Raw genomic sequence first — 16,975 nt, forward strand, 5'->3', positions numbered from 1 at the left:
AACGGGTATGGACGTCATCTTGATTTCAGCCGCTGAACACGATGGTCTGCCCCTTGATTGTGGGCTCCGTTTTACCAACGCGCACACCACCTCAGCGGACTTCGCGGAAAGTAGGCTGGCACTTCTGACCGGCCAATACCAACAGCGCAAGCCACAAACAAGAATTGAAGAGATTATCCCGCTTACAGCTACCGAATATCTTGGTGAAGGAGGACTACAGCTCATTGAGTGCCGGCGGTTCGACATGGATGTCTCGGACCTCAATCCGGAAGCCGTCATTGTCGCTGTCAGTCCCAACCCTGTCGACGATGACTACTCCACCCCGTTCGTCGTCCGTTGGCCTGGGGTGACTAAACCCGGCACAGTGTGCACCGAGCTCGTCTCCACCTTGGACATTGTGCCCACCATTGCCGCGATTACCGGCGTGGATACTCGGCCCAACGCGCCCCTGTCCGTCGATGGTATGAACCTCACGCCTGTTATTCGCTACGGCGCGGCGGGCCATCGTGCGCTCTTCTACGACAACCAGGAAGTCATTACCGTCGATGCACACCTGAAAGACGGCACGCTGACAGCCGACGAAGATTCGCCGGACACTGCCCATCAGTTGCAGGATCAGTGGAACCTGTGGAAGCAGATTATGAGTATGGGCCCGCTGCAGTAGCCCCTTGAGATTGGCTTTAGATAGCGAGGTCAATCGGTAGATCGGAAATGTCTCGCAAACGGTCGCCTGTGACGAGAGTGTCGAGCATGAGTAGCGCCTCATCGTTACAGGTCTCTTTGACCGCAGTGATGAGCTCAGGAAGAGCAAAGTGGTATGTGGTGTCGATGTCTCCAGTTCCCAGCGCGATAGAGGCGATCCTGGAAATGGAGGGCTCCGCAGTCACCGCCACAATATGGGGTGTCCGTCCTTTCCTGTTACGGATAAGGTTCAGGGCTTCAGAGCGAGTATTTTGAGCTCGGTCGGACCGCATCGTCCATTTACATGAAATGACTGCATGGATAAAAGCAGGTTCGGAGTTTGACGAAGCAGGAACGTTTGTTGCTCTCACAGGAGAATAGGTTGCTGAAAATCCGTCAACAACATTTTCAGTCTTGTTGATGGCATCGTCTGAGAGTGCGTCCCTAATTACTAGGACATCGGGACTAACCATGTACAGGTTCCCAAGGACAGCCAATAGGCCAGGATTTTCATCCACAGCATGTGCGAGATCATCGAGATGTCGATACGGGTAGTACTTCGCTAGTTGATCCTCTCTGCGATTTTCTCCCACGTTAGCAACACGCCAGGGGCCGGGACGCACGTGATATAGATGCGGTAGACACGTTTGCAAAAAGTCCCTTACCGCCTGCTCAAATAGTTTGCCCATCGTTTGCCCTTGTGGTTTTGATAACCGCGGAGCTGCCCCTAATTGTTTTGCGATAGATAAAGAGACGGCTTTAGAAGTGGTCTGCGACCTATCCGCATTGCTCGCCATGCAAAATTGATCGCCATCTTTAAGCAAGCATAATGGACCATCGCTTGACGTTAGATCGGCATGAAACTGCTTGCGGGCTCGGGAAATGATGCTTGTGTTCATTCTCGTAGCTTTCTATCAAAACCAGTATTAAAACGCGATTGACTCCTGGCAAGGGAAGACCTCAACTTGTCTTAAAGCTTTGCTGATCGCAGTGCCGATGGCCTCTGCTACTGGTGGGGGAAAGGCATTACCAACCTGGCGCCACTGAGCCGTCTTACCACCAGCCCATTTCCAATCTTCTGGAAAACCCTGGATAACAGCTCCCATACGCACCGTAAGTCGAGGCATGTCGATATCAGCGTCTGTGGTGAAGTCCACGCCGGGAGCTTCTTCTGCAATCGAGGTACCTCTTACACCTAATTTGGCCCATGCTGCTCGAGCACGTGTCGGTCCGACATCGGGTCCACCGTGTTTCTTTGAACCGCCTACTAGCGTTGGTGCGACATTATTGGCGCGTTTAGCCCACAGATCAGCGCCAGGCCAGCCTTTTTCCTCCATGAGGCCGTGAAGAGCCTCTCCAACCGTGATACGGTGTGGCATAGGTTCTGGGAATTCGAAGTAGGGCGAGTACTCTTTACGCAGCGCTACAAGTATGAATCGGGGCCGCAACTGGGGCACGCCGTAGTCAGCAGACTGAATGAGCTCCCAAAAGACGTCGTAACCCATTTGATTCAGCCGTTCAATTATCTTGGCGCGATAGTCATCAAATCGCTTCTGCCCAAGACCTTTAACGTTTTCCAGGAGGACGGCGCGTGGCTTAATTTGATCGATTAGATCCAACGCACGCGGGAAAAGATCCCGTTCATCTTCGGGACCACGCTGCTTTCCAGCAATCGAAAAAGGGGGACATGGTACCCCGCCTGCGAAAAGGTCAACTCCCTTGTATGGTGCACCGTCGAACGTGTGGACATCCTGCTCGACGATGTTCCACTCTTCGCCTCGATTAAGACGCAACGTTTCGCATGCGTTTGAATCAATCTCGACAACGGCGAGGTGCTCGAATCCAGCACGTTCAAGGCCAAGCGCTTGGCCACCACCGCCGGCGCATATCTCGACGGAAGTGAATGGCTTCTTTGCGTTTGTCATGTCAAAACCCCCAGAGTTGAAGTGCTTTTCTCATACCGTAACACAGGAGGGGAACACGTCTGTGGCCTCGAACGATGCTAGACCTTGAGCCCTCGGTGCCGGCTTAGGGCGAACGCGACCTCGAGAGGGCGGGGCATAACAAGCGCTCCGGGGTGATCATCGCCGTGGATGAGGGCACTGGTGGCTGCGGTGGCGTCCTCGGCAAGCTGGGTAAGGGGGGTGCGCCCATCGACGTGATCCTCCACCCAGCCGAGGGCGCGGGCGATACCCGCTGTCTGCGAGCGGGACACGACCTGCTCCACCGCGGAAATATCGACGTTTTCCTTGCCGTGGCGGATCGTCCCCGCATCCTTGGCTTGTGGTTGCTTTTTCCGCTTACCGTGCTGTGTTTTCAACACTGCGACTATACGTGGCTTGGGCAGAACAAACGGGGCCTGTTCGTCGACTGGTTCGGCTAGCTCCTTCGCAGCAGCAGTTGCATCACGAGGCTCGTAATTTTCCATCGCGATGACGGTGTCCGCGACATCGATAAATGCGGAGGAGCCACCGGCGACGATGACAGTGGACACGCCGTGATCGCGCCACAGTGCCCGGACACGATCAACCAGCGGTGTGATGGGCTCAGCGGTGACGAGCTTCTTCATCCGCGCATCGCGGATCATGAAATTGGTGGCCGACGTGTCCTCGTCGATAAGCAAAACCTCAGCGCAGGCCTCCAGCGCCTCCATGACTGAGGCCGCCTGCGAGGTTGAACCGGAGGCGTTTGCAGTGGTGAAGTGAGTCGTATCTGCGCCGGTGGGGAGCGAAGAGATGAACTCGGAGATATCCACCCCGGCCACCGCACGGCCGTCCTCGGCGCGCACGTGCACGGCGGTTGGATTCGTGACTGCGTACTCGCGGCCGTCGGCAAGCGTGTGGTTGTACACTCCCAGCGAAAGAGCGTTGAGCAGCGTTGATTTTCCGTGAAAACCTCCACCAACGATGACGGTGACACCTCGTGGAATGCCCATCCCTGTCACGCCGGCAATGTTCGTACGCAAAGACTCCGGAGAGCGGAACGGGACGGCACCGGTAAGTGGCAGGGGAGAAGTGCCGGTGGCGCGGGGGAGGATCGCCCCGTCGGCGATAAAAGCGACATTTTCGCCGAGCGCTGCGCGCATCCTCTCCTGCTGGTTGTAGAGCTGAACTGCGGCGGTTGGGTCGAAGCCCTCGAAAGCGTCCTCCAGAGCGTCAGGAAGATCATCGCAGATGAGGTGAGCTGCGGCACGGCCGAGGATCCGACGCCCACGCGCCGGAAGCTGCACAAAAAACCGGATGTGGAGCGTCCCGTTGCGGTCGACGCAGCTAGCCGTCGGAAGAACCTCCTGCCCCGGGCTGTCGATGCTTATATCGCGGTGACCTCGGAAAGCGCGCGCCACAGCGCGGGCCACCTGGTCACACACCGGAACCGGGTGGAAATCAGGTGCCGGGTTGGGAAGCTCCACATGCATTTTCGACGGCGGTGCGTACGGATCCGACTGGACGCGGTCTATGGCAAGCGTCATCCGCCCCAGGTCATAACGACCAACGAGCGACTTGTAGGCGCCGTAGCCTTTGCCGTCGAGGGCTGTTAGCCGTGAATACAGCGAAGCCATCCTACTTCCTCTTCCTCCCGACAGTCAGGATGATAGCGAGGAGAACGAGTACACCGACGCCGGCGAGTGCGGCGATGCCGATGAAAGAGGTCACGGAGGAGCCGCCGTTCTTCTCCTTGTCCTTTCCCGGCGCTGCATCTTTGTTCGGCGCCGTGGGATCCTCCTCGTTGTTGCCTACTGTCGCGCCGGAAGGGGCATCCGGGTCCGTCAGTGTCACGACGGCAATTGCTGTGTCCTTGTCTCGGATGACCTGGATGATGAAGGGATTATCCGGAGTTTCGCCCTCCGGATAGGTGAGCGTCAGCGTCCGGGACTCCTTGTCGATTGCTCTCTTGACACCCTTGATGATCTGTCCCGTCGAATCGACGTAGCGGATGGAGAGTCCCTCCTGGTCGACGCCGGAGAATTCGTTGTACAAGCGTGCCGCCTCCAGGAGCCCGAGCTGTGAGGTAATGGTATTGCCGGACACCGTGGCAGTGAGGTCAATGCGCCGGGCGTCCGTATCGCTCACGGGGGATGCCTGCTCGCGCGCAGGGTGGGTGGAGTCGGCTGTCCCGTTGCCCACGTCGGATGTGGTGTCTGGCTGTTCCGCATCGTTCGTCCCCGAGTCGTTGCCACTCTCATCGTTGGTGTTCGGGACTGGCGCTGCGACAACTGGGTCGGATACCAGTGTGATGGTCGCCGAATAACCTGCGGCCTGTGCAGGAACGGAGATCGTGGAACCGCCTCCTGCAGGTGCGGTAACCGTCACCTGTGTCCCCGATGTAGACACCTGCCACCCGTCGCCCGAGTACTGTGCCTGAACAGGAACACCCAGGTCTACCGTGATCGTTTGCCCGGCAGGAACCGAAATGGGCTGAGAGATGGCTGCCTGCACCTCTTGGACGCTCACTCCACCCGGGAGTTGCTGAGCCACTCCAATTCCAGGAAAACAGAGGGCTACAAGCACAGCGAATGACGTCAGAGAGTGTCGCACGGTTGGCGTACCTTTCATATTTTTGTCGGTGTTTGTTGTTCGGGCGCTAGGTGCTTCTGTGATGGTCGCTTCAGCGTTGGCGGTTTCAGCAGCGTTATTACTCGTCATTACTCGTCATTTCGCTAGCGCATGCGCGATGCCATTGTTACACATGAAAGACTACTGTTGAGTCCAAAACCTACACTCTACAGCGTTCACTTTCGAGCGTTCACTACTGGACAAGGAGAAAAAGGATGAGTTCCGCTGAGGCCTCTACAACAGCCACGCACACCGGCAACGCGCCCGCTGGGGAAAATACTGCCCTCATTATCGTCGACGTGCAGAATGATTTCTGCCCCGGTGGCTCCCTCGCTACCGAAGGAGGCGCAGATGTAGCTGCCGCCATCGCCTCTTTTGTCGCTGGACACCGCAGCTACTACGGAGCGATTGTGGCAACAAAAGACTGGCATATCGATCCGGGCACACACTTTTCAGATCATCCCGATTATGTGGATACCTGGCCCGTCCACTGTGTGAAGGGGACGGAAGGTGCCGCCCTGCACCCGGCCCTCGCGCCGGCGGAAAAGTACATCGAGGCCACATTTACTAAAGGCGAGTACTCCGCCGCATACTCAGGATTCGAGGGAGCGTGCGACGGCGAATCCCTAGGGGATTGGCTTCACGCCCGCGGTATCACTCACCTGCACGTGTGCGGTATTGCCACGGATTTCTGCGTTCGCGCAACCGCACGTGACGGGCTGAAGGAAGGCTTCGATGTGAGCGTACTCAAGGAGCTCGTTGCCGCGGTCAATGAGGATAACGGTGCCAAAGCACTGGAAGAAATCGCCGCTCAGGGCGGGCACGTCCGCTAACGCGGTGTCCTTGGTCTAGCTTGCATGTGCGATAACCTCGCGTTCCATGCCAAGAAGCGCTGCTTTCATCGCAGTTCCTCCCGCGTAGTTGCCGACGCCACCGCCGGCAGGCACGACGCGGTGGCATGGGACGAGAAGTGGCACGGGGTTGAGGGCACAGGCTGTGCCAACGGCGCGCGCTGCGCGCGGATGCCCGATAGCTTCCGCAATCTGACCGTACGTGCGCGTTTCCCCGAAGGGGATTGCGGTCAATGCACGCCACACGGCGAGTTGGAACGGAGTTCCTGCGGGGACAGCGATATCTAGGTTCCACTGTGTCCTAGAGTGCGAGAGGTACTGTGCGATGTGCGTTGCCGCGCGCTCGCTCGCGTCGCTGGGGGCAGCCAGTGGTGCGTCGTGGCCGGGCAGAACCACCCTCACCACGCGGTTGCCCTGGGTGACTACCGTAATCTCACCGAAACGTGTACTCAGTACGCTGGCATTCGTTACTGCGGGCACGTGGCTGAGAAGTCGAAAGAGGAATCTCCGTCGTTATCGCTGTCGAGGTAGGCGTTCCCTACGAAGCGATAGGTGGATCCGTCCTTTATTACTTTCACGTCACCGTTGCCCACGGAGGCATCGTAGGCAAGAGATCCGCCGTCGGTGGTCGCACCGAGGCTTTCCAGCTCCGGGGAGTCGCCTTCGGTGACCTGCGCGGAGAAACCGTTTTTCCCGTTGTTCCGGGAAATGAAAACATAGCCGTTCTCGGCGTAGCACGTCACGCCGTTGCTTGTCTTTTCTTTGTCCGCGCGGGCTTCGTTCTCGCTATTCGACGGCTGGCTGAAATCGTCGTCGGTAATGACCGGCGCCACGGGCGCACCGTTCTCTGGTCGGGCTGCGTGCTCACGCTGTGCGCTTCGGCGTGCGGTTGGCTCCTTGCGGTCGCTGTCAGCGGGCTCGTCCTCGTCGGCGGTAACGACAACAGTAGATCCACTTTCGACGAGTGTGCGCGGGGTCTTTTTCCGTCCTTTCTTTTCTTTTTTCGTTTCTGCAGCAGACGAGCTTGCTGATTCAGAGGCCTCTGGCGAGGCTGTAACCTGTGCGGTTCGGGTCGTGATCGCTGTCTCGGTGACTTCTGCGCTCTTGTTTGGGGACGTACACCCCGTGAACATGATGGCGGAGATGGTCAAGACGGCGCAGAGCGTTTTCTTCATGGCGGGGGAGATGCTCCTCTGAATACTATCGGGCGGTTTTCTTGTAACTGTAGCTTTACGTCTGGCGGATGTCTTGATGGTGGGGGAAAAGAGGGGTCTCGCTAAGTCACAATAAAAGGGGTGTGTGATAAACTTCACAAATGGCAAACGCTGTTTGAAATTGGTCTGACGAACTGGGGTTTTATCCAATTCGGGCATTGTTGATCAATCGTTTGTGGGAACAAACCCAAAAAGCGCCTTACGTCACACCATTCTGATATGCAGGAATGAAGTCACTCGCCTAGGTTAGTAAGTATGAGTTCTAACGCCACAAGGAAAATCGGTGTCACAGAATTGGCAATGCGCGATGCGCACCAGTCTCTCATGGCAACGCGAATGGCCATGGAAGACATGGTGGGTATCTGTGAGGAAATGGACCAGGCGGGATACTGGTCCGTGGAATGCTGGGGCGGGGCAACCTACGACTCCTGCATCCGCTTCCTCAATGAAGATCCCTGGGAGAGGCTGCGGACCTTCCGCAAACTGATGCCCAACTCCCGTCTTCAGATGCTGCTTCGCGGTCAAAACCTCCTCGGCTACCGCCACTATGAAGATATGGTGGTGGACAAGTTCGTGGAGAAGTCCCGCGAAAACGGCATGGACGTATTCCGCGTCTTTGATGCCCTCAACGATCCCCGTAACCTCGAGCACGCAATGAACGCCGTGAAGAAGGTCGGCGGCCACGCACAGGGCACCATCTGCTACACGGTCTCCCCGCTCCACGATGTCCAGGGCTACATTGACCTGGCCGGCCGCCTGCTCGACATGGGTGCTGATTCCATCGCCCTCAAGGACATGGCAGCACTGCTCAAGCCGCAGCCCGCCTACGACATAGTCAAGGGTATTAAGGAAAAGTACGGCGAGGATACGCAGATCAACGTCCACTGCCACTCGACCACGGGTGTCACCATGGTTACCCTCATGAAGGCCATCGAAGCTGGTGCCGATGTTGTCGATACCGCCATCTCCTCGATGTCTCTCGGACCTGGCCACAACCCGACGGAATCTCTCGTCGAAATGCTTGAAGGAACCGGCTACGAGACCGGCCTGGACATGGACAAGCTGCTGAAGATCCGCGATCACTTCAAGGCCGTCCGCCCGAAGTACGCAGAATTTGAGTCCAAGACCCTGGTCAACACCAACATCTTCCAGTCCCAGATCCCGGGTGGCATGCTCTCCAACATGGAAAGCCAGCTCAAGGCCCAGGGCGCGGGCGACCGCATCGATGAAGTGATGAAGGAAGTTCCGCTCGTCCGCAAGGACGCAGGCTACCCGCCGCTGGTTACCCCGTCCTCCCAGATCGTTGGTACGCAGGCCGTGTTCAACGTCCTCATGGGTCGCTACAAGGTTCTCACCGCCGAGTTCGCCGACCTCATGCTCGGCTACTACGGCGAGTGCCCCGGTGAGCGTAACCCCGAGCTTGTCAAGCAGGCTCAGGAACAGACCAAGAAGGAGCCCATTACCTGCCGTCCGGCAGATCTGCTCGAACCCGAGTGGGATCAGCTCGTCGAGGAGACCAAGAAGCTCGAGGGCTTCGACGGCACTGACGAGGATGTCCTCACCAACGCTATGTTCCCGGGCGTCGCACCCAAGTTCTTCCAGGAGCGCCCCGAGGGCCCGAAGAACGTGGGCAAGACCGAGGAGCAGCTCAAGCGCGAGGCAGAAGCCGCTTCCGGTGCTGCCAACGCGATCCGCGAGCCGATTACCTACCGTGTGTCGGTCGGTGGCCGCGAAGAGTCCGTCAAGGTCGAGCCGGCGTAAAGGAGGGGAAGAAAACACATGGCTGAAGAACGCTCAATGCAGGAGCGACTCGAACACCTCGAAAAGGAAAAAGAGCGCGTCCGCCTTGGCGGCGGCGAAAAGCGCATTCAGAAGCAGCATGACCGTGGCAAGCTGACCGCCCGCGAGCGGATCGAAAAGTTTGTCGACGAAGGCACCTTCTCGGAAGTCGGCATGTTTGCCAAGCACCGCACGACGCACTTCGGTATGGATAAGGCCGATGCACCCGCCGACGGCGTGGTCACCGGCTCGGCAGCTGTCCTCGGCCGCCCCGTCCACATCGCCTCCCAGGACTTCACCGTCATGGGTGGCTCCGCTGGTGAGATGCAGTCCAACAAGGTGGCTAACACCATGAAGAGTTCGGCTACCACCGGCACGCCGTTCATCTTCTTCAACGATTCCGGCGGAGCCCGCGTGCAGGAGGGCATCGACTCCCTGTCCGGCTACGGCAAGGTTTTCTACCAGAACGTCATGCTCAGTGGCCTCGTGCCGCAGATCTCCATCATCGCCGGCCCGTGCGCCGGTGGTGCTGCGTACTCCCCGGCACTGACCGACTTCATTATTCAGACCCGCAAGGCTCACATGTTCATCACGGGCCCGGGCGTGATCAAGCAGGTCACCGGTGAGGAAGTTACCCAGGACGAACTGGGTGGCGCTGACGCTCACATGACGAAGTCCGGCAATATCCACTTCGTTGCCGACGACGACGAGCAAGCGATCCTCATCGCGCAGAAGCTCCTGAGCTTCCTGCCGCAAAACAACACCGAAGAGCCCCCGATCGTTGACCCGGACTACAACGTCGAGCCCGACCCGGAGCTCCGCGACATCGTCCCGGTGGAAGGCAAGAAGGGCTACGACGTGCGCGACATCATCAGGAAGATCGCCGACTGGGGAGACTTCCTTGAGGTCAAGGCCGGCTTTGCCCGCAACCTTGTTGTTGGCTTCGGTCGCATCACCGGCCGCACCGTTGGTTTTGTGGCGAACAACCCCTCGGTCATGTCCGGTGTACTGGACATCGATTCCTCCGATAAGGGCGCAGAGTTCGTTCGCTTCTGCAACGCCTTCAACATCCCGATCGTGACGCTTGTCGACGTCCCCGGCTTCCTGCCCGGTGTCGCACAGGAGCACGGCGGCATCATTCGCCACGGCGCGAAGATGCTTTACGCCTACTCCCACGCCACCGTCCCGCTGGTGACCATTGAGCTGCGCAAGTCCTACGGTGGTTCCCACCTCGCGATGTGCTCGAAGGACTTGGGTGCTGATCGTGTGCTTGCATGGCCGACCGCTGAGGTCGCCGTCATGGGTGCAGAAGGTGCCGTCAACGTGGTCTTCCGCAAGGAGATCGCCGCTGCCGAGGATCCTGCGACTCGTCGCGAGGAGCTGACGCAGATGTACAAGGACACCTTCTCCACGCCGTTCATGGCCGCCTCCCGTGGCCTTGTGGACGACATCATTGATCCTGCCGATACGCGCGCTGAAATTGCAATGGCTCTTGAGGTCCTTGCAAACAAGCGCGAAACCAGGCCGTTCAAGAAGCACGGCCTTACCCCGATGTAAGAAGGCTGTGAATACACATGAATGAGCCCACACAAGCTGAACTTTTTGAGATGGTGCGTGACCTCCAGCACCGCCTCGGCCAGACGGAGCGCCGCCTCGAGCAGATGGAAAAGCGCCTCAATGCCGACATTCCGGAGGACACGCTCATGGCGATTGCCGCCGCTGTGTCTGCCTACCTAGGCAACAGGGGCACAGTCAAGGCTGTTCGCTTCGCGCGCACCGACACCTGGGCTTCCCAGGGGCGCAGGTTCCAACAACGACACGCACTCAACGTCTAAGCATCGTAGAAGGTAGAGAAGAAACCCATGAAACTGAAGGTAACAGTCAACGGCATCGCCTACGATGTCGACGTCGAAGTAGAGGAGGAGCGCCGCACGCTCGGTTCCATCAACATTGGTGGCTCCAGCACAGCAGGTGCCGGTGCCGCAAGCGCCGATGCAGCACCGGCTGCCTCCGGTGACGGTATCACCGCACCACTGGCCGGCTCCGTGTTCAAGATTCTCGTGGCCGAGGGTGACGAAGTGAAGGCCGGCCAGGTCGTCATCGTCCTCGAAGCCATGAAGATGGAGACGGAAATCACCGCTCCCGCCGACGGCACCGTGGGCAAGATCCTCGTTGCCCAAGGCGACGCGGTTCAGGGTGGTCAGACGCTGGTCGAACTCGCCTAGTACACGCACCAATCCCCGTGGAATTTCCACGGGGATTTTTGCGCTTGTGGATAACTTTTGTGGGTCTGGTCGGGTTATCCACAGTTTTGTTGCTTCCCCTTTAACGGTGCGTTGCGCCGCTTTATTGTGTGTGGCATGACCGCTTTAACGGATTGTGCTTCCCTCCTGTCGCAGGCGATGGTGATCGCCGGGGAGGCGTTTGGCATGTCCAAAAAAGCTTTGGTCCGCCTGGGGTATGACCCCACAACCGCCCACGATATTAAGAATCTTGCTGGTATCTACTTCGGGCGCGCCAGCGCCCCACGTAAGCAGGAGCTAGCCCGTGAGAAAGCCACCGTGGCCGGGTGTAGTTTTGCTTCATTGAAGGCTATTGAGCGGTTTGTGGTGAAGCTTCCGAAGAAGCACGCCTGGACGATTAGGGAGGCTCTTGTTCCCTACGGGCGGGATATCACCACCATTAACGCCGAGGGCGCGCGCCTTATCCAGGAGCTTTCGACCCACCAGGCGGATAACCCGGATAAGAAGCTCACCTATCGGGCAATAAAGAATTCCACGTTCGCCACCTTGACGCTGACAGCAGAATCCTCTCGGTTGAAGCAGATTTATGATCGTGCGAAAGCCACGGACAAGACGTGTCCTGCTGATGGGTTGGTCAAGCTGGCTTTGTCTGAATCCGATGGGTCGCTTCCCACTGTTGGCAAGCCTTTGTTTGTGCTCCCGTTCACTATGGACTTTATGGGGTACACGGAGGAGGAACGAAACAAGTTCGTGTTTTCGCTTACCAATGGTGCGACTATTACGGGTAAGGAGATTGTGGAGGCTGAGCTTGAAAAAGAGGGGATTATTGCTCTTGTCAGCCCCCTGGCTCCGGAGAATTTTGGTTTGTATTCGTTTGAGATGACGGAGGAGTCCCGGTTTGCGGATGTGTTGGAGTTTATTAACCAGTCGATTCGTAATCCGGTGTGTCCGCATCCGGGGTGTTCAACTCCGGCGAGTGAGTGCCAGGTGCACCATATTAAAGCGGTGAAAATGGGCGGGAAAACAATCTCCTCCAACCTGATGTTGTTGTGTAAGTTCTTCAACGGCCGCAATGATGATGATCCGGATACACCCATGTACGGCCGGATGGTGCGAATAGACGGGTTGGAGTATCGGAAGCCTGCCTTCGGCGGACCCTTGCAACTCAACATGCACCCGTGTGCCCAAGGCGGGGCCGTGCGTCTTGCCCGGATGCAACTCGGCATGCCCATCGACCCCTCACCGCCCGGATAACCCCCCACACCAAAAAGCCCGAGCACACACTCGGGCCATTCGGCATGCCCATATCCGTTACGGAATTACAACATGTTGGTAACAATTGGGTTCCGGGAAACCGTCACCTGGTGTTATCGCATGAGGTTCATGTGAAAGCTGTTATGTTGGAAGAATGCGCCTTGTTTCCACTCTGGCGCGAGTGAGTCTCGCAGCCGTTTCCCTAATTGCCACATCGGCTTTTGCCGTCGTCCCCACCGCCACTGCGGAGCCACTGCAGGAAGAAAACCTGCTTAACTACGAGTGGAAATACGATATTGGCTCTCAGATCATGGCCCTTAAGCAAGGTGGCGTCTTGCATCGCGCGCCCAACTCTTTCTTCAACGCCCCCGATATTCCGCAGGAAGCCAGGGACGCGGAGGCACGTGGGAGGGCCCTGTTCGGCCCCGGAACCCCAATCTTCGTGCACGCTTTTGATGGCACGCCGCAGAATTTGTGCACGCTTGGCATCGTAGGTTTCGATGCCAAGGGGCGCGGTATAGGAATCACAGCCGCTCACTGTGGCCAGTTCGGTCAGAAGGTGTCGTCGGCGGATGCACAGTCCATCGCGCCCATGGGCACCATTGTCGGTGGGAATAAAGCCCGTGATTACTCCGTCATTGTGTTTGACACGAAGAAGGCGGAGCTGTCCCGCACTTACGACGGCGTTACCGTAAACAGCCTGTCCGGCAGGGCCAATGATGGCGAGCGGATCTGCAAGAAAGGCGTGGGCACCGGCATGACGTGTGGTTTGAACCTCATAACGTCAGAGTCGGTGAGCTTCTCCCAGGTGTGCGCTACTCGTGGCGATTCGGGCGCGCCAATCCTGCGTGGCGACCAGCTCGTCGGCTTCATGTCCGGTGGCATGGATATTGCACCTGGCATTGACACGTCGTGTCGTACACCACTGCAGGGTTTCCTTCACTCCCCGTCGATCGTGACAACCAGCGAGCAGGTCCTTGCTGATCTCAACGAACATGAGGATTACCCCGGCTACGGGCTCCGCTTGCCGTAAAACAGAAAAAGGCCGTGGTTCCATAGAAGGGGCCACGGCCTTTTTGGGTGTTAACGCAGTGCGCGTAGCACGTCGGCGTGTAGCAGCCCATTGGTGGCAACAGCGCTGCCGCCGTAGGGACCGGGCTCCCCGTCGAGGGAGGTAAACGTGCCGCCTGCTTCGCGGACGAGGATGTCGAGGGCCGCGAGGTCCCAGAGGTTTACCTCAGGTTCGGTGGCGATGTCGATGGCACCCTCGGCGACAAGGCAGTAGGACCAGAAGTCGCCGTAGCCGCGGATTCGCCAGACGGCGTCGGTGAGGTCGACAAATTTTTCTCTGAGCCCGCGGTCCGCCCATCCAGAGAGGGAGGAAAAGCCGAGGGAGGCGTCGGCAAGTGTGGAGACCTTGGACACGTGGAGGGGCGATCCGTTGAGGAATGCGCCACCACCGTCCGTCGCCCACCACCGGCGGGAGAGTGCAGGGGCGGAGACCACGCCGAGGACGGGGGTGTGGCCGTCGCAGAGGGCAATAAGGGTGGCCCAGATCGGCACTCCGCGGACGAAGCTCTTCGTGCCGTCGATGGGGTCGATGACCCACTGGCGGCCGGTGGTGGCGGGCGTGCCGCCGTATTCTTCGCCGAGGATGTCGTCGTCTGGGCGCTCTCGCTCGATGATGCCGCGCAGTGTTTTCTCCACGGCGAGGTCCGCGTCGGAGACGGGGGTGAGGTCGGGCTTGGTGGCGACGTTGAGGTCCTGGGCTTGGAAGCGGTCGAGGGTGATGGCATCGGCGGCCTCCGCGAGGGAGATGGCCAGGGCGAGGTCTTGTTTTAGCATGTCAGTGCCTCCGTCATCTGTGCGACTGCGGTTTTCGGGCCGGCGATCTTCCACACAACGCCCCCGGCGGGAACCTCTGCGGTCACACCACCTGCGGCCTCTACCAGGGCTTTGCCGGGCAGCCAGTCCCAGTCTTTGACGGAGTGTTGCATCCAGCAGCCGAGCGTGCCGTCGGCCACGCTGGCTAGGTCGACGGAGCCGGCGCCGAGCATGCGGACGGTAGCGAACGTACTGGCAACGCGCCGCCAGCAGCCGAGGAGCGTGTCGTCATTAATCCATGTGGGGTGGATGTACGTGCCGAGGCAAACATGTGCGGCATCGGCATCCTCAATGTCTGCGACTTCCTGGCCGTCTCTTGTCGTGGGAATTTCCGGGCCACCGAACCACGTGTAGCCCATTGCGGGGCGGTGAACGGCGCCGAGGTGCACGGTCTCGGGCGCAGATGGGTCGCCGGTGACGAGCGCGAGGGCGGAGCACCAGTAGTCGGAGCCGGAGGCGAAGTTGTAGGTTCCGTCCACCGGGTCGATTACCCACGTCTTTCCGCTTTTCGACGCCTGGGAGGCACCCTCTTCTCCCAGGATGCCGTCGTCGGGGCGAAGGGTTCTAAGCACGTGGGAGACGAAGAACTCCGCCGCTTCGTCGGCCTCGGTAACAACATCGGACACCGACGTTTTCTGGCGGGTAGACACCCCGTTTTCTCGCATCCTCCAGGCGAGGCGTCCGGCGTTATAGACAAGCGACTGTGCGATCCGCGCGTCGTCGTCATGCTGGTGGGCTACGCAGAACGTCTTGGCGATGCTCTGCAACATTTTCTTGGTGATCTTCTCATTAGAGGTGCTCATACCACCCTATTGTGCCCTAGATAGGTAGGCTTATCCATTGTGCAACCCGATGTAGCTTCTGATATTGAGTCCCTGTCCGACACGTTAACCACCATTGAAAAGGTGCTTGACCTTGATGCTCTGGCTGAGCGCGCGCGCGAGCTCGAGCTCACCGCTGCCGACCCTACGCTGTGGGACGATCCGACGAACGCACAGAAGGTTACCTCGGACCTGAGCCACACGCAGTCGACGCTGAAGAAAGTGCGTGCGCTGCGCCAGCGCGTCGATGACCTTCCCGTCATGTACGAGCTCGCCGAGGAAGAGGGCGAGGGGACAGAGCTTGCCGACGACGAGCGCGCCGACCTTCGCCAGGCCATCGAATCGATGGAGGTGCAGACGATGCTCTCCGGCGAATACGACGAGCGCGATGCCGTGGTCACCATCCGTTCCGGGGCCGGCGGTGTGGATGCTGCGGACTGGGCGGAAATGCTCATGCGCATGTACATCCGGTGGGCGGAAAAGGAAGGCCACAAGGTGCAGGTCTTTGACACCTCCTACGCCGAGGAAGCGGGCATCAAGTCCGCTACCTTCCAGGTTTCTGATCCCTACATGTACGGAACGCTCTCGGTGGAGCAGGGCACCCACCGCCTCGTGCGCATCAGCCCGTTCGACAACCAAGCGCGCCGGCAAACGTCCTTTGCGGAGGTCGAGGTCCTTCCCGTGGTGGAGAAAACGGACCACATCGACATTCCCGATTCCGATGTCCGCGTGGACGTGTACCGTTCCTCCGGACCTGGCGGCCAGTCGGTGAACACGACGGATTCAGCGGTCCGTATCACGCACATTCCGACGGGCATCGTGGTGACGTGTCAGAACGAGAAGTCGCAGATCCAGAACCGCGCGTCGGCGATGGCTGTTCTCCAGTCCCGCCTGTTGGAGCGCAAGCGCCAGGAGGAGCAGGCGGAGATGGACGCGCTCGGCGCCGGTGGGGAGGCGAGCTGGGGCAATCAGATGCGCTCCTACGTGCTGCACCCGTACCAGATGGTGAAGGATTTGCGGACCAACTACGAAGTGGGCGACCCGTCGAAGGTACTCGACGGCGACATCGACGGGTTCCTTGAGGCGGGAATTCGTTGGCGGATGGCTGAAAGCGACAAATAACGCGATGGTGTCAACAGCGGAAGAGTGGGACGAGCGCTACCGTCAGGTTGACCGCATGTGGAGCGGCAACCCCAACGAGTCGCTCATCTACGCCGTCCAGGCGCTGGCGCTCTCGCCGGGTAAGGCTGCGGACGTGGGCTGCGGTGAGGGGGCCGATGCGTTGTGGCTATCCGACGCGGGGTGGCAGGTGACTGCCTTTGACCCCTCGGCGGTGGCAGTTTCCCGCGCTCGCTCAGCCGATGCGGATGGCGCTGTTGAGTGGCGAGTGTGTGGGATCGAAGATTTTCCGGACAGTCCCACGTACGATCTCGTCACCGCCATGTATCCTGTGCTCCCGCCTACGCAGGAGGCGTGCGACCAGCTGCGGCGTCTCCTTGCCCCCGGTGGTGTTCTCTTGTTCGTCCATCATCATGGAAGCTTTGATTGTCTTACCCCCGCGATGGTTGCGGAGCTTTCCGACGCGCGTGTGCTCATCAATGAAACCCGCTCCCGCCACGTCACCCATGGCACCGGTTCCCACCACCACGACGACCATATCGTCGCCGTCACTTTTCCCCACTAGGCAGAAGAAAG

General features: G+C 59.1%; 18 protein-coding genes. 10 read left to right on the plus strand and 8 right to left on the minus strand.

Translation table 11 applies throughout. The features are described 5' to 3' along the window. The first annotated feature begins 7 nt into the window (after positions 1-7). The gene (locus tag CGLUCO_RS03445) at positions 8-664 is read left to right on the plus strand and encodes a sulfatase/phosphatase domain-containing protein (protein WP_005395146.1); all 657 of its coding nucleotides are present in this window, start codon (positions 8-10) and stop codon (positions 662-664) included. A gap of 16 nt (positions 665-680) precedes the next feature. On the opposite strand, the gene CGLUCO_RS03450 is transcribed toward CGLUCO_RS03445, so the two are convergent. The 4 genes from CGLUCO_RS03450 to CGLUCO_RS03465 form a co-directional block, all read right to left on the minus strand. Beyond that, complete coding sequence (locus CGLUCO_RS03450; protein WP_070741091.1) at positions 681-1,580, minus strand: NgoMIV family type II restriction endonuclease; 900 nt, start codon at positions 1,578-1,580, stop codon at positions 681-683. A 27-nt stretch (positions 1,581-1,607) separates the two neighbouring features. Further along, the gene (locus tag CGLUCO_RS03455) at positions 1,608-2,606 is read right to left on the minus strand and encodes a DNA cytosine methyltransferase (protein WP_005390251.1); all 999 of its coding nucleotides are present in this window, start codon (positions 2,604-2,606) and stop codon (positions 1,608-1,610) included. Between the two features lie 77 nt (positions 2,607-2,683). Beyond that, a complete protein-coding gene (locus CGLUCO_RS03460; protein ID WP_084036936.1) occupies positions 2,684-4,240 on the minus strand; it encodes an ABC-ATPase domain-containing protein in 1,557 nt (518 codons plus the stop codon). A gap of 1 nt (position 4,241) precedes the next feature. Beyond that, positions 4,242-5,132 carry a hypothetical protein gene (locus CGLUCO_RS03465; protein WP_301387075.1) on the minus strand — a complete coding sequence of 297 codons (891 nt, stop codon included), beginning with the start codon at positions 5,130-5,132 and terminating at the stop codon, positions 4,242-4,244. A 317-nt stretch (positions 5,133-5,449) separates the two neighbouring features. Between CGLUCO_RS03465 and CGLUCO_RS03470 the strand changes: the two genes are divergently transcribed. Continuing rightward, entirely contained in the window at positions 5,450-6,067 is a 618-nt protein-coding gene (locus tag CGLUCO_RS03470; protein ID WP_084036938.1) for an isochorismatase family protein, read from the plus strand. A 15-nt stretch (positions 6,068-6,082) separates the two neighbouring features. Here the strand turns inward: CGLUCO_RS03470 and CGLUCO_RS03475 are convergent, their stop codons facing one another. Both CGLUCO_RS03475 and CGLUCO_RS03480 read right to left on the minus strand, forming a co-directional pair. Then, positions 6,083-6,565 carry a methylated-DNA--[protein]-cysteine S-methyltransferase gene (locus CGLUCO_RS03475; protein ID WP_005390246.1) on the minus strand — a complete coding sequence of 161 codons (483 nt, stop codon included), beginning with the start codon at positions 6,563-6,565 and terminating at the stop codon, positions 6,083-6,085. Next, complete coding sequence (locus CGLUCO_RS03480; RefSeq protein WP_005390245.1) at positions 6,553-7,260, minus strand: lipoprotein LpqH; 708 nt, start codon at positions 7,258-7,260, stop codon at positions 6,553-6,555. Before CGLUCO_RS03480 ends, CGLUCO_RS03475 begins: the two co-directional genes overlap by 13 nt. A gap of 294 nt (positions 7,261-7,554) precedes the next feature. Between CGLUCO_RS03480 and CGLUCO_RS03485 the strand changes: the two genes are divergently transcribed. From CGLUCO_RS03485 to CGLUCO_RS03510, 6 genes are all read left to right on the plus strand, one after another. Further along, a complete protein-coding gene (locus tag CGLUCO_RS03485; RefSeq protein ID WP_005390244.1) occupies positions 7,555-9,060 on the plus strand; it encodes a methylmalonyl-CoA carboxytransferase subunit 5S in 1,506 nt (501 codons plus the stop codon). 18 nt (positions 9,061-9,078) lie between these two features. Then, entirely contained in the window at positions 9,079-10,635 is a 1,557-nt protein-coding gene (locus CGLUCO_RS03490; RefSeq protein ID WP_005390243.1) for an acyl-CoA carboxylase subunit beta, read from the plus strand. A 17-nt stretch (positions 10,636-10,652) separates the two neighbouring features. Beyond that, positions 10,653-10,913: a hypothetical protein gene (locus CGLUCO_RS03495; RefSeq protein WP_005390242.1), complete on the plus strand. Its 261-nt coding sequence runs from the start codon at positions 10,653-10,655 to the stop codon at positions 10,911-10,913. A gap of 27 nt (positions 10,914-10,940) precedes the next feature. Then, entirely contained in the window at positions 10,941-11,303 is a 363-nt protein-coding gene (locus tag CGLUCO_RS03500) for a biotin/lipoyl-containing protein (RefSeq protein ID WP_005390241.1), read from the plus strand. A gap of 135 nt (positions 11,304-11,438) precedes the next feature. Next, entirely contained in the window at positions 11,439-12,575 is a 1,137-nt protein-coding gene (locus tag CGLUCO_RS03505) for an HNH endonuclease signature motif containing protein (protein ID WP_198481437.1), read from the plus strand. A gap of 154 nt (positions 12,576-12,729) precedes the next feature. Further along, on the plus strand, positions 12,730-13,608 hold the full coding sequence (locus CGLUCO_RS03510) for a S1 family peptidase (RefSeq protein WP_005390239.1): 879 nt from the start codon (positions 12,730-12,732) through the stop codon (positions 13,606-13,608). A gap of 50 nt (positions 13,609-13,658) precedes the next feature. Here CGLUCO_RS03510 and hisN read toward each other — a convergent pair whose 3' ends face one another. Together hisN and CGLUCO_RS03520 are read right to left on the minus strand one after the other, a co-directional pair. Further along, a complete protein-coding gene (hisN, locus tag CGLUCO_RS03515; RefSeq protein WP_005395159.1) occupies positions 13,659-14,420 on the minus strand; it encodes a histidinol-phosphatase in 762 nt (253 codons plus the stop codon). Beyond that, the gene (locus CGLUCO_RS03520; RefSeq protein ID WP_005390237.1) at positions 14,414-15,262 is read right to left on the minus strand and encodes an inositol monophosphatase family protein; all 849 of its coding nucleotides are present in this window, start codon (positions 15,260-15,262) and stop codon (positions 14,414-14,416) included. Before CGLUCO_RS03520 ends, hisN begins: the two co-directional genes overlap by 7 nt. A gap of 39 nt (positions 15,263-15,301) precedes the next feature. Between CGLUCO_RS03520 and prfB the strand changes: the two genes are divergently transcribed. Next, positions 15,302-16,402 carry a peptide chain release factor 2 gene (gene prfB, locus CGLUCO_RS03525; protein WP_005390236.1) on the plus strand — a complete coding sequence of 367 codons (1,101 nt, stop codon included), beginning with the start codon at positions 15,302-15,304 and terminating at the stop codon, positions 16,400-16,402. Between the two features lie 4 nt (positions 16,403-16,406). Then, on the plus strand, positions 16,407-16,964 hold the full coding sequence (locus tag CGLUCO_RS03530) for a class I SAM-dependent methyltransferase (protein ID WP_005390235.1): 558 nt from the start codon (positions 16,407-16,409) through the stop codon (positions 16,962-16,964). The last annotated feature ends 11 nt before the right edge of the window (positions 16,965-16,975 follow it).

This window comes from Corynebacterium glucuronolyticum DSM 44120 (genome assembly GCF_030440595.1).
Classification (GTDB): Bacteria; Actinomycetota; Actinomycetes; order Mycobacteriales; family Mycobacteriaceae; genus Corynebacterium; species Corynebacterium glucuronolyticum.